Here is a 13,862-nt window from a genome sequence, read left to right on the forward strand (position 1 = left end):
ATTTTTAGATTTACTGATTTCTTTTCTTCTAGCGCATCTTCTATGATGTGCATGTGTTGCTGCCTATAGTTTATTCTTTTTAGGTCAGCTCATAGTGGCTGTACCGATACTACATTTCAATATTTCTAGACATAATGAATCAGTCTTTCAAAGATAGTTCATTTTAAACTAATTGTTTTATGCAAAAAATTTACGCAATCTTATTTGTGTTTGTTAGTGTTTTAAACTTACAGGCGCAAGAAAAACTTGTGACAGGATCTGTTACAGATATAAGTGGAGCCTTACCAGGTGTGAGTGTTCTGATTCAGGGAAGTGATGAAGGAACAATGACAGATTTAGATGGTAATTACTCTATAAAAGTTAATAATGGACAGGTATTAGTCTTTTCATTTATAGGATATACCACAAAGAATATTACATATAAAGGACAGGAAGTTCTGAATGTAAAACTTGCAGACGAAGCGAGTGAATTAGGAGAAGTATTAATTACAGTGCCTTATGGTACTGCTAATAAGAAGACATATACTGGGTCAGTAGGTTTAGTGCAAGCTAAAGATATAGAAAAGGCACAAGTAAGTGATGTGTCTAAAGCATTAGAAGGTACTGTAGCAGGGCTTCAGTCTTTCTCGGCTAGTGGACAGCCAGGGTCTAATGCGACAATTAGAATCCGTGGTATTGGGTCTATGAATGCAGATAGTGATCCGTTATTCGTAGTTGATGGTGTGCCTTTTGAAGGAGGGTTAAACTCTATTTCTCCTACAGATATCGAATCTATATCAGTGTTAAAAGATGCTACTGCAGCGACCTTATATGGATCTCGTGCAGCTAATGGGGTAATAATGATTACAACTAAGCAAGGTGGTAAAGAAACAAAACCTCAGATAGAAATCAGTGCAAAGCATGGTTTTTCTGATAGAGCACGTAGTGATTATAAACAATTAAGTACTAATCAGTATATGGAATTGCAGTGGGAAGCATTAAGAAATGGGCAGATGGATGCTGCAAAAATGAATGCTACCGAAGCAGCTGCTTATGCTACAAATAACTTGATTGGTTCTGTAGGTATTAACCCTTATGGAACAGGTAATCCATTTCCTGTAGGTACAGACGGTAAGTTATTGCCAGGGTTAAAGCCTTTGTGGAATGACGATTGGAATGATGCATTAAGTCAGAATGCGAGATTTACAGATATTAATTTACGTGTAAGTGGAGGAGGTAAGAATACTCGATACTACGTTTCTGGAGGGTATTTAAACGATCAAGGATACGTGTTAGAATCAGGTTTTAAACGTTTTAATATGCGTTCTAACATTGTGATAGATGCTAAGGATTGGTTAGAAATAGGGATGAATGTTTCTGCGTCTCATTCTATACAAGACTATCCGAAACAGGATGATAGTGCGATTAATAATGTAATTGGTTTTGCGAGAGGGTTACCTTCTTTTTATCCTATTTATCAACGTGATTTAGCTACAGGAGAATATCTAAGAGATGCAAATACTGGAGGACTGATATATGATTATGGGAACTATAGAACTACATCTTATAGAAATTACAACTTAGTAGAAACTCTTCCTTTGGATAAGAGTGAAATAAAAAGAGATGTAGCGAGTATTAGAACATACGGACAGGTTAAGTTTTTGGATAACTTAAAATTAAAGACATCTTTAAGTGTTGATTACAATAGTATGTATGACCATAGTGTGTCAAACCCTGATAAAGGAGCTTCTGCTAATTATGGAGGAAGTATTAGCCGTAGAAATACAAGAACAATTAATATGACGTTTAATAATGTTTTAAACTACAATATTGATTTAGATGATAAGAACGCATTAGCTGTAATGGCAGGACAAGAGTATTATCAGTATGATTCTAATTATTTTGGAGGTGCAAGAGAACAGATTGCGATGATGGGATTCGAGGAGCCTGATGCTGCTTCTAGATTGATAGATTTTTATGGAAAGGCTGATAAATATAGTATGTTGAGTTTCTTCGGGAGTGTAAACTATTCTTATGATAAGAAATATTATTTATCAGGGTCATATAGAGCAGACGGATCGTCTCGTTTTAAATCATCTAATAAATGGGGAGGTTTCTGGTCATTCGGTGCTTCATGGAGAATTATAGATGAAGACTTTATGAGTGAGTATAGAGATACTTGGTTAAACAATTTATTATTAAAAGCAAGTTATGGTGCACAAGGAAATGATAAGGTAGGGTATTATGCTTATCAAGGGTTGTACGCTATACGTAATAACTTAGGAGAATCTGGACTAGTTAGCTCTAGAATGGAAACGCCTAACTTATCGTGGGAAACGAACTTAAACTTAAATATTGGATTAGATTTTGGATTGTTTGATAATCGTCTGACAGGTACAGTAGAGTACTTCGAAAGAAGATCAAAAGATTTATTATTTAATCAACAGTTAGCTCCATCTATTGGATTTGCTAGTAAAGATGTAAATATTGGAGGAATTAAAAACTATGGATGGGAATTTACTTTAGATGGTATTCCTATTCAAACAGAAGATTGGAGATGGCGTGTAGGATTAAACTTGACTACATATAAAAATAAAATTACTTCATTACCTAGTTCTGAAATCAATAAAGGAAATCAGATATGGAAAGTAGGAGGATCTATTTATGATTTCTATTTGCCTGAGTGGGCTGGTGTAAATCCAGAGAATGGTAATGCACAATGGTATATTCAGAATGAGGATGGTAGTCGTACAGTGACTGAGAACTACAGCAGTGTAAGTGGAAATAAAAATAAAGTATACAAAGGAACTTCGTTACCTGATGTATCTGGAGGTTTCTCAACAGAGTTGTCTTATAAGTCATGGCAATTATCTGCTAACTTTACCTATAATATAGGAGGTAAGATTTATAATGGGGATAAGGTAGGAATGTATAGACATGCTGGTAACGGTAGTACATGGAGTGCGGATATGATGGGAAGATGGACGCCAGAGAATCCTAATACTGATATCGCTAGATTAACAACTAATCCTGCTAATAGCTGGACGAATACTTCAGATCGTTTCTTGGTAGATCGTTCATACTTAAAATTAAAGAACCTTACGTTAGCTTATAACGTTCCACAAGAGTGGTTAAGAAAAATTAATTTATCATCTGCTTCTATTTATTTCCAAGCAGAGAATTTATTTACATGGACAAAAGAACAAGGTTTTGATCCAGAGCAAACATTCAACGGGACTACTTATTATAGATACCCAGCGATGAAGACATTGTCTTTAGGATTAAATATTAAATTATAAAGAATTAAGAAATCATGAGAAAAACAATTTTTAAATATATAGCGTTTAGTGTTCTATTTTCTATTGGAATGACTTCTTGTTCTTTAGATACTGAACCTACAGATGCAGTGGTGAATGAGAATGTTTTTACTACAGTAGAAGGTAATGACAAGGTATTGATCGGTACATGGGCTAACTTAATGGATTCATATAGTACTTATGCTAATCCAGGATATGGAGCGTTTTTAAGAACAAACGACGCTATGGGGAATGATGTAGTGGTGAATAATATGTATGGATTTAGTAGTCATTATGCTTTCACAGCTCTTTATAATCGTGGAGGGACAAATTCGTTTAGTTGGAATCTTACGTATAAAACGATTGATAATGCTAATAACGTAATTGATAAAGTATTTGCTTCAGAAGGTACTGTAAATGAAAAACAGCGTGTACGTGGTCAAGCATTAGCGTTGAGAGGATTTATGTACTTACACTTAGCTTCTAGTTATGCATTAGCTATAGACGTAAATCCTAATGCTGTAGTAGGGCCTATTTATTTGACTGCAACTACACCTAGTACAGTACCTGCATCAGCAGCTACTGTGACAGAAGTGTATAAACAAGCCATTTCGGATTTAGAAGAAGCGTTGTCTTTGATACCTGATACTTATAAGAGAAATCTTAAGTATAAATTTGATAAGACTGTAGTACAAGGATTATTGGCACGTGCTTATTTGTATACTCAGAATTGGGAGAAAGCTAATTTTTATGCAGAGGCAGTGTTGAGCAAGTATGGTCAATTGATGTCAGAAGATGATTATAAGAGTGGTTTTAACGACTCTAGTAATGTAGAGTGGATATGGGGACATCAACAGACATCTGAACAAAGTGGGGCTTCTTATCAGTTTAACTATTTAGATGTAACATCAAAAGAGAGTTATTATTTCAGTTTTAATGCTGACCCTTACTTTAAAGAGTTATTTGATGAAGGGGATTATAGAAAAAGTATGATTTACTGGACTCCAGATCCTTCTAATACTTCTCCGAAAACGAGAGATGTAGCTTATATGAGATATGCTAAATTTAAGTTTAAAGCTGGTCGTATAGCAGATATTGTATTAATGCGTTCGTCAGAGATGTATCTAATAAGTGCAGAAGCAAAAGCTAGATTAGGACGTGCTGATGCTATTAATGCCTTGAATGTTTTAAAAACAGCAAGAGGTGCTAAGGAAGTGAGTGGATTAAGTGGACAAGCTCTTCTTGATGAAATCTGGATAGAGAGAAGAAAAGAATTGTTTGGTGAAGGATTTTCACGAGTGGATATTGTGCGTAACAAGTTGGCTGTAGAAAGAAAGTTATATCCTCAAGATAAGTTGGTTCCTTATACTTATGAAGTAATGGATAGCCAAGGTAAGATAAGCCAGATAACGGTAGATTTATTACCACAAGGACATAGAATCATTAGTTTTTCTGACAAGTCTTCTTTTGTTCCTAATAGTGTGAATTACTTATTTAGAATTCCAGAGGTAGAGGAGATCGAAAATGGAAACCTTTATAAATAAGGGAAAAAATAAAAAGAATTAGTTAGCGTTTATTCATATAAAAGGTTGCTCTTAATATTATAATTAAGAGTAACCTTTTTTGTTATAAGACTATTTAGTGTTGTGTTAATACTAGAAAAAGTTATGTATTTTTGTAGTAGAATATTAATAAGATACTTTATTCTAGCAATAGAGGAGTGGAAGAGTTAACTTAAGGAGATAAGGATGTTAAATATAGGGATAGTAGAGAGTCAAGAAATCACGCGTTACGCTTTACAAGGGCTTATTAGAGAGGTTTGCTCAGGAGAGGTAAGTATTGTTGAGATTGATGATTTGACGGGCTTAAAGAGTTATCTTCTAAAGAACCCTAGTGCAGTCATTATTGTAGATCCTTTTAGTAGATGTCTAGAGAAGCAAACGGAGTTATTGCTACTGCTGCGAGAGCAAAGTGAGAAGTCACAATGGTTGTTGTTTTTTAGTGAGTTAAATGAGCAATGGTTAAAACAGTTTTTGTCTAATCGCATTTCTGCTTTTAATATTGTCTTCCAAAATGATAAGCTAGAACATATCAAGGAGGGTATCTATAAGACTATTTCTAAGGAGACCTATCTCGCACCTTGGATAATGAAGAAGCTGGAAGAACATCAGGATAGTATTCTGAAAGTGGAACAGGTGCTTACTAATGCTGAGCGTGAGATACTAAAAGAAATAGCATCTGGAAAAATGACTAAGGAGATAGCTGCAGACCGCAATATTAGTGCTCATACAGTGATAACACATCGCAAGAATATATTTAAGAAACTAGGTGTTAGCAATGTGTATGATGCAACGCGATATGCTATTAGGGCAGGTATTATTACAGTAAATGAGTATTATATCTAATGATAGAAATAAAAAAAACTGCTATTAAGCAGTTTTTTTGTTTTATATAAAGTTTTGATTTTTAAACATCTCAACGTTTATTTCTTCGATATAGTTTAAGACTTCGTCTCTACCAGTTTTGTCTTCTGATGAGGTAACAAAGCACGGAGGCATTTCTTCCCAGTTATCAGCTAACATTTTCTTTCTGTAGTCGGCTATTAGTCCAGCTACTTTTTGCTTACCTACTTTATCAGCTTTAGTAAAGATGATAGAGAAAGGAACTTCTGTCTCTCCTAGGTATTGCATGAATTCTAAGTCAATCTTCTGAGCCTCATGTCTGATATCTACTAATACAAAGGCACTTACTAATTGTTGTCTATTCTCGAAGTAATCTGTGATGAACTTCTGGAATACAGCTTTAGTCTTTTTAGATACTTTTGCGTACCCATAACCTGGTAAGTCTACTAAATACCAATTAGAATTAATTTTAAAGTGGTTGATTAGTTGTGTCTTTCCTGGTCTAGAAGAGGTTTTGGCTAAGTATTTTTGATTAGTAAGCATATTGATCAGAGAAGACTTACCTACATTAGATCTACCGATGAATGCGTATTCAGGGATAGGTTCATTAGGACACTTCTTAGCGTCAGAGTTACTAACAACAAATTCAGCTGTATTTATTTTCATTTTACTTGATATTTCTTTTGATAAACCACGCGTTTAGTAATTCGTTGAATTGATCTGGGTGTTCCATCATAGCAGCATGTCCACACTCATCGATCCAATACAGGTCAGAGTCAGGTAGTAGTTCATTGAACTCTACAGCTACTTCAGGAGGGGTTACTTTATCATTCTTTCCCCAGATTAAACACGTAGGTACTTTTATTTTAGGTAAATCTTTAGACATATTGTGTCGTATCGCACTTTTGGCGATAGTAATAGTCTTGATTACTTTCATTCGATCATTAACTGTAGCAAAGACTTCGTCTACGATTTCTTTAGTAGCTATTTCTGGGTGATAAAATACATCTTCAGCTTTCTTCTTGATATATTCATAGTCCCCACGTTTAGGGTAACTGTCTCCCATAGCACTTTCGTATAAGCCAGAGCTTCCTGTTAATACCATCGCTTGAAGATATTCAGGATACATTTTTGAAAAGTACAAAGCGATATGTCCTCCTAGAGAATTTCCTAGCAAGATCACTTTTTTATAACCTCTTCTATCTATAAAATCTTTTACAAATTTTGCGAAAGCCTTTACATTCGTTTTTAAAATACTGTTCGTGTAAAGTGGAAGTTCTGGAAGAACTACTTTGTAACCTTCATTTGGGAAAAAATTTGTAACACCATCAAAATTGCTCAGACCTCCCATTAATCCGTGTAAGATAACAATTGGTGTACCTTCGCCAATTTCTATAAAACGGAATTTACCATCTTCTTTTAAAGTTCGCTCCATGTAGTTTCTAAATGCGATTTTTAAATTCCCACAAATATACGTTTTTAAATATGAGAAAAATTCTAAAAGGAGTAATAATTTATTGTAAAAGTGTGAATTTGTCCATTTCAGCGCTTCTGGCCTTGTTGTAAATGCTAATTTATGGATGTTGATAAAAGCATTTTTATAGTCAAATGCGAGGGTTCGAATTGTGATTTGTATTTTAAAATTAAGGGCTATTAGTCAGCTGATTACCCTATTTACTTGAATTATTTAGTTTAACACTCAAAACTTATCAACAAAGTGGGAAAAAGTGGTAAATTGTGGTAAAAAATTGACTACATTTGCTAAGATTATATTTATAGGTGTACATAGATGGCAATAATCGGAACATATGAATGCAAAATAGACGCCAAAGGAAGGGTGCTAGTACCTGCTTCTCTAAAGAAGCAGTTGCCTGGTATTGGTGATGGTTTTGTATTAAAACGTTCTGTTTTTGAGAGCTGTTTAGAGTTATGGCCGATGGCGGAATGGGATAAAATGATGAGCAAAATAGGAAAGTTGAATCCTTTTGATAAAAAGAATGATGCTTTTATTCGTCGTTTTATGGCCGGTGTAAAGAATGTTGAAATAGATGATGCAGGACGTCTTTTGATAGCGAAAGACTTAATCGACTTTGCACAAATAAGCAAGGATCTTGTTTTTTCGTCTAAAGTGAATATAATGGAAATTTGGGATAAGAAATTGTATGAGGCAACGCTAGAGGTAGATGATTTTGATTTCGGAGAGTTGGCTCAGGATGTAATGAGTAATATAAGTTTTGATGAGTAAAGAAGAATACGGTTATCACAGACCTGTTTTGTTGACAGAGAGTATTGATGGATTAATTACTGATCCGAATGGTGTCTATGTAGATGTGACATTCGGAGGAGGAGGGCACTCTAGAGAGATACTTAACCGTCTAGGAAGTGAAGGAAAGTTGTTTGCATTTGATCAAGATGAGGATGCATTAGCTAATGCGATAGATGACCCAAGGTTTACTTTGATTAATCAAAACTTTAGATACCTGAAACGTTATTTGCGTTTTCATGGAGTGAAGGAGGTAGATGGAGTGTTAGGAGATTTAGGAGTGTCATCACATCAGTTCGACGTGCCAGAGAGAGGATTCTCGACTAGATTCGATGGTGAGCTAGATATGAGAATGAATCAGTCTGGAGATATCTCTGCTTTTAACGTGGTGAATGAGTATGAAGAAGCAGACCTTAGAAATATGTTTTATATGTATGGGGAATTAAAAAATGCCGGAGCAATTGCAAATACAATTGTCAAAGCTAGAACAGATGCCCCAATCAAGAATACAGATGAATTAAAAGAGGTGTTGGCTAGATTCTTACCTGCACATAAGAGTGCTAGAATTTTGGCTCAGATATATCAAGCGATTCGAATAGAAGTGAATCAGGAAATGGATGTATTGAAAGAAATGTTGACGCAAAGTCAAGAGGTCTTGAAGCCGAAAGGGAGATTGAGCATTATCTCTTACCATTCATTAGAAGATCGTTTAGTGAAACGATTTATGAAAAACGGAATGTTCGAAGGAGAACCTGAAAAAGACTTCTTTGGAAGATTTGAAGTTCCGATGAAACAGCTAGGGAAGTTAATCTTGCCTACTGATGAAGAAATTGCAGTAAATAATAGAGCTCGCTCTGCGAAATTGAGAATTGCCGAGAAAAAATGAAAAATAAAATAAGTAGCCCAGGAGATATTATCAAAGCGAAGATTCTTGTTAATGAGAATTCAGCTAAGACTTGGGCATTTATTATTTATGTAATCATTTTAAGTTTATTGTTAATTGGTAATACTCAGTCGTATGAGGCGAAAGTATTTAAAATAGCAAAACTAACTCATGAAGTGAAGATGTTGCGTGCAGAGTTTGTTGATACACGATCAGAGTTAATGGAACTGAAGATGGAATCTACCATCACTAAGAACTTAGAAGAAGATGGGATATTCCCTTCAGAGACACCAGCGACGAAGATTAAAGTAACTAGAGAAGTAGAAAAAGAAAGTTTTTGGGATAAGTTATGGCGCTAAATAATAAGAATATTTATGTGAATATATACCTTATCTCTGCTTTGGTTTTGCTCTTTGCAGGGGGGATTGTCTATCGATTAGTACAGATCCAAGGGATAGAAGGAAAAGAGCTAAGAGCTAAGGCTCAAGATAAAACTAGAGTAAAGATAGAAGAGATTCCTGCGAATAGAGGGAATGTGTATTCGTCAGATGGAAGTCTATTAGCGACTTCTGTACCGGTCTTTGAAATTCGTTTTGATGGTTTGGCACCTAGTGAGAAGGATTTTTATGAGAATGTGAAGCCATTATCTGATTCTTTAGGAGTGATGTTTAAGAAACCTTCTAGCTATTATGAGAATTTGCTTAGAAAGGCCAGAAAGAATGGAAACAGATATGTATTCATAGCTAAAGATCTTAGTTATACACAATATGTAAGAGTTAAAAGCTTTCCTCTTTTAAAAAGAGGCCCTTATAAAGGAGGGCTTATATCTCTGCAAAAAACAATTAGGCAACATCCTATTGGTAAGATTGCACAACGAACAATCGGGTATGAAAGAAAGAATGAGGATAATTCTTTCACTCGAGTGGGAATAGAAGGAGCATTTACATCTTATTTAAGTGGAGTAGATGGTCGTAGAAAGATGCAAAGTCTTGGAAAGGATCAATGGAAGCCTATTAATGATGAAAATGAGATAGAGCCTATCGATGGGCAAGATATCGTATCTACCATTGATGTCTATATACAAGATATCGCTCACCATGCACTACTAAAACAATTAGAGTATTATAGTGCAGATCATGGGTGTGTGGTGGTAATGGAAGTTGGAACTGGTGCTATTAAGGCTATTTCTAATTTAGGACGATCTGAAAGTGGTAATTATTATGAAACGATTAATTATGCTGTAGGAGAGAAACACGAGCCTGGTTCTACGTTTAAGCTAGCATCATTATTAGCTCTTTTAGAAAAAGGTAAAAGTGATACTGCTAGGATATACGATACGAATGATGGTGTTGTGAAATTCTATAATGCTAGAGTTCGTGATTCTAAATGGGGAGGATATGGTAAGATATCGTTAGCTAGAGGAATAGAGGTGTCTTCAAACACTGTAATAACACAAGCAGTGAATGAAGGATTTAAAGATAAGCCTAGTGAGTTTACTAATTATCTATCTACTCTAGGTATGGATAAGGCATTAGATATACCTATTAAAGGAGCTAGTGTACCTTATATACCGAAACCTGGTAAAAAAGGCTGGAGTGGATTAGCGCTGCCTTGGATGGCTTTTGGGTATGGTATTTCAATAACACCTTTACATACATTGACATTGTATAATGCAGTAGCAAATAATGGAGTAATGGTGAAACCAATGTTTGTCTCAGAAGTAAAAGAGTTTAATAAAACAGTGGTGAAGTTTGAACCAGAGGTTTTAAACCCTCAGATTGCTTCTCCAGAGGTTATTAAACAGGTACAAGGAGTACTGACTAATGTAGTTGTAAAAGGTACAGGTAGAAAAGTAGGTTCTCCTAATTTCTCAATGGCGGGTAAAACGGGAACTGCTCAGGTAAATTATGGAAAAGGAAAAGGAAAGGATATGTATTATTCTTCTTCTTTTGCTGGTTATTTCCCGACAGAGAATCCGAAATATTCATGTATAGTAATTATACATAAACCAGATAGAACGAAGAGTTATTATGGTGCGGATGTGTCTGGACCAGTATTTAAACGTATAGCACAGAAGATATATACGGATGTGCCTACAACAACAAGTTTGAGCAATATAGATGAAGTACCATCTAATGTGAGAACGAGTTACCAAGATTATCATGAAATAGTAATGGATAATCTTGAAGTTATGCCTGATGTGAGAGGAATGTATGCAATGGATGCAGTACCTCTTTTAGAAAATCTAGGCTTAAAAGTAGAAATAAAAGGAATAGGAAAAATAAAGAAACAGTCTGTAATAGCTGGACAAAAAATAAGTAGAAATCAAAAAGTAGTATTAGAACTATCGTGAAAAAGTTAAACGAATTATTATACAAAGCAAAAATGATATCTGTTACAGGAGGTGATTTAGAACTTTCTATAGCAAAGATTGCATTTGATTCACGTGAAGTTTCAAAAGAGACTCTATTTGTAGCTATACCTGGTACTGTAGTAGATGGTCATGATTATATCACACAAGCAATCAAAGATGGTGCTAGTGCTGTTATTTGTGAGAAACTACCAGTTGATATTGCACAAGGAGTAACTTATATTTTAGTAGAAGATAGTAATAAGGCATTAGCCATCGTTGCTAGTAATTTTTATGACAATCCTTCTTCTAAATTAAAATTAGTAGGAGTAACAGGTACCAATGGTAAAACGACTATTGCTACTCTACTATATACATTGTTTAAGAATTTAGGATACGAGGCAGGTTTATTGTCTACTGTAGTTATAAAAGTAGGAGATATAGATTATAATGCTACTCATACTACGCCAGATTCTCTTACGATCAATCATTATTTAAATGAGATGGTAGAGGCTGGATGTGAATACTGTTTTATGGAAGTTAGTTCGCATGGTATTGTTCAGATGCGTACACATAGTCTAGAGTTTGATGGAGGGATATTTACTAACCTAACACACGATCATCTAGATTATCACAAAACATTTGCTGAATATAGAAATGCGAAGAAAGCCTTTTTCGATCAGTTGCCTAAAGGTTCTTTTGCAATAACGAATGTAGATGATAAAAATGGGTTGATTATGACCCAAAATACAGATGCAACTATCAAGACTTACGGTCTTAAGAATGTAGCTGATTATAAAGCAGAAGTATTAGAAAGTCAGTTCTCAGGAATGCTGATGAAGATTAATCAGCGAGAGATTTGGGTTCAACTAATAGGACTCTTCAATGCTTCTAATCTATTGGCTGTTTATGCAGCAGCTATTCAATTAGGAGTGAATGAAGATGAGGCTTTGTTAGAAGTAAGTAAGTTAACTAGTGTAGCAGGAAGATTCCAATACGTAGTATCTTCTAAGAAGGTTACTGCTATAGTAGATTACGCTCACACACCTGACGCATTAAAAAATGTAGTAGAAACAATTAACTCTATTCGTACTTATAATGAGAAGCTGATCACAGTAGTAGGATGTGGAGGTAATAGAGATAAAACAAAAAGACCAGAGATGGCACAGATAGCCTCAGAACTGAGTAATAAAGTAATATTCACTTCAGATAACCCACGATTCGAAGACCCTGTTGTAATCTTAGAAGAAATGGAAAAAGGAGTGGAGCCTCAGAATACGATGAAGACGATAATAGTGGTAGATCGTAAGCAAGCTATCAAATTAGCTTGTCAGCAGGCAGAAGCTGGGGATATTATTTTAATCGCTGGTAAGGGACATGAGACTTATCAGGAGATTAAAGGGGTAAGAAATCATTTTAATGATTTAGAGATTGTAACTGAATTTTTAGAACAATAGAATAAGGGAGATTTAAGGTATGTTATATTATTTATTTGAGTACTTAGATGATTATTTCAAAATTCCTGGGGCGGGGATGTTTCAATACATCACTTTCCGATCAGGTATGGCTATGATATTCTCATTGCTGATTTCGATCATCTACGGTAAGAGAATTATCAAATATCTACGAAAAATGCAGATTGGTGAGACTGTGCGTGAGCTTGGATTAGAAGGGCAGAAGGAAAAAGCAGGTACACCAACTATGGGAGGACTAATCATTATTGTAGCAACTCTTATACCAGTTCTATTGTTTGCAAAACTTGACAATACATACGTTTTATTACTTTTATTAACGACAGTATGGATGGGGACTATTGGATTCTTAGATGATTATCTAAAGATGAAGAAAAAAGATAAAGAAGGACTAAAAGGACGATTTAAAGTAATAGGACAGGTAGGACTAGGATTAATCGTAGGAGCAGTGCTTTATTTTAGCCCTACTGTGACAGTCAGAGAAATGCCTGCGAATAGAGCTTTAGTAGAAGATGTAGCTAGTAGATACGATGTAAAATCAACAGCAACGACTATTCCTTTTCTAAAAGATAATGAATTTGATTATTCGATTTTAATCAGTTGGTTAGGAGAAGGAGCAGAGAAATATACTTGGTTGATCTTTATTCCTATTGTGATATTTATTGTGACAGCTGTCTCTAACGGAGCTAACCTAACAGATGGTATCGATGGATTGGCTGCCGGTACATCAGCAATCTCAACATTTGTGTTGGGAATTTTTGCGTTTATTTCGGGGAACGTTGTGTTATCAGCCTATTTGAATGTAATGTACATACCCCATTCAGGTGAGATGACTATTTATATAGCCTCCTTTATGGGTGCATTGATAGGGTTCTTATGGTATAATACTTATCCTGCTCAGGTATTTATGGGGGATACGGGTAGTTTAACTATCGGAGGTATTATAGCAGTATTAGCTATAGCTGTACGAAAAGAATTAATCATTCCAGTATTATGTGGAATATTTTTAGCAGAGAACTTATCAGTAGTATTACAGGTAGGTTACTTTAAATATACAAAAAAGAAATATGGAGAAGGAAGAAGGATATTTTTAATGTCACCACTTCATCACCATTTCCAAAAGAAAGGATATCACGAGAGTAAGATTGTAACTCGTTTTTGGATTATCGGAATATTGTTAGGAATATTCTGTATTGTTTCTTTAAAAATTAGATAGT

General features: G+C 35.0%; 11 protein-coding genes. 9 read left to right on the top strand and 2 right to left on the bottom strand.

All coding sequences use genetic code 11. The features are described from left to right. Positions 1-179 precede the first annotated feature (179 nt). The 3 genes from MODO_RS06775 (at position 180) to MODO_RS06785 (ending at position 5,680) form a co-directional block, all read left to right on the top strand. On the top strand, positions 180-3,278 hold the full coding sequence (locus tag MODO_RS06775; protein WP_006259697.1) for a SusC/RagA family TonB-linked outer membrane protein: 3,099 nt from the start codon (positions 180-182) through the stop codon (positions 3,276-3,278). A 14-nt stretch (positions 3,279-3,292) separates the two neighbouring features. Then, positions 3,293-4,819: a RagB/SusD family nutrient uptake outer membrane protein gene (locus tag MODO_RS06780; protein ID WP_006259696.1), complete on the top strand. Its 1,527-nt coding sequence runs from the start codon at positions 3,293-3,295 to the stop codon at positions 4,817-4,819. Between the two features lie 204 nt (positions 4,820-5,023). Then, complete coding sequence (locus MODO_RS06785) at positions 5,024-5,680, top strand: response regulator transcription factor (protein WP_006259695.1); 657 nt, start codon at positions 5,024-5,026, stop codon at positions 5,678-5,680. Positions 5,681-5,722: 42 nt separating this feature from the next. Here the strand turns inward: MODO_RS06785 and yihA are convergent, their stop codons facing one another. Further along, positions 5,723-6,343, bottom strand: a complete 621-nt coding sequence (yihA, locus tag MODO_RS06790) for a ribosome biogenesis GTP-binding protein YihA/YsxC (protein ID WP_006259694.1) — start codon at positions 6,341-6,343, stop codon at positions 5,723-5,725. 1 nt (position 6,344) lies between these two features. Further along, complete coding sequence (locus MODO_RS06795) at positions 6,345-7,112, bottom strand: alpha/beta fold hydrolase (protein WP_006259693.1); 768 nt, start codon at positions 7,110-7,112, stop codon at positions 6,345-6,347. Between the two features lie 354 nt (positions 7,113-7,466). Between MODO_RS06795 and mraZ the strand changes: the two genes are divergently transcribed. From mraZ to mraY, 6 genes are read left to right on the top strand one after another with little or no spacing between them, the layout of a single operon-like run. Then, positions 7,467-7,922, top strand: coding sequence for a division/cell wall cluster transcriptional repressor MraZ (mraZ, locus tag MODO_RS06800; RefSeq protein WP_006259692.1), 456 nt, complete (start codon positions 7,467-7,469; stop codon positions 7,920-7,922). Further along, positions 7,915-8,826 (top strand): 16S rRNA (cytosine(1402)-N(4))-methyltransferase RsmH, encoded by a 912-nt coding sequence (rsmH, locus tag MODO_RS06805; protein WP_006259691.1) that lies wholly within the window; start codon positions 7,915-7,917, stop codon positions 8,824-8,826. The genes mraZ and rsmH overlap by 8 nt, the downstream gene beginning before the upstream one ends. After that, positions 8,823-9,182, top strand: a complete 360-nt coding sequence (locus tag MODO_RS06810; RefSeq protein ID WP_006259690.1) for an FtsL-like putative cell division protein — start codon at positions 8,823-8,825, stop codon at positions 9,180-9,182. The genes rsmH and MODO_RS06810 overlap by 4 nt, the downstream gene beginning before the upstream one ends. Then, positions 9,173-11,176 carry a PASTA domain-containing penicillin-binding protein gene (locus MODO_RS06815; protein ID WP_006259689.1) on the top strand — a complete coding sequence of 668 codons (2,004 nt, stop codon included), beginning with the start codon at positions 9,173-9,175 and terminating at the stop codon, positions 11,174-11,176. The genes MODO_RS06810 and MODO_RS06815 overlap by 10 nt, the downstream gene beginning before the upstream one ends. Then, positions 11,173-12,630, top strand: coding sequence for a UDP-N-acetylmuramoyl-L-alanyl-D-glutamate--2,6-diaminopimelate ligase (locus MODO_RS06820; RefSeq protein ID WP_006259688.1), 1,458 nt, complete (start codon positions 11,173-11,175; stop codon positions 12,628-12,630). Before MODO_RS06815 ends, MODO_RS06820 begins: the two co-directional genes overlap by 4 nt. 19 nt (positions 12,631-12,649) lie before the next feature. Beyond that, entirely contained in the window at positions 12,650-13,861 is a 1,212-nt protein-coding gene (gene mraY, locus MODO_RS06825; RefSeq protein ID WP_006259687.1) for a phospho-N-acetylmuramoyl-pentapeptide-transferase, read from the top strand. Position 13,862 lies beyond the last annotated feature (1 nt).

This window comes from Myroides odoratimimus, assembly GCF_001485415.1.
GTDB lineage: Bacteria > Bacteroidota > Bacteroidia > Flavobacteriales > Flavobacteriaceae > Flavobacterium > Flavobacterium odoratimimum.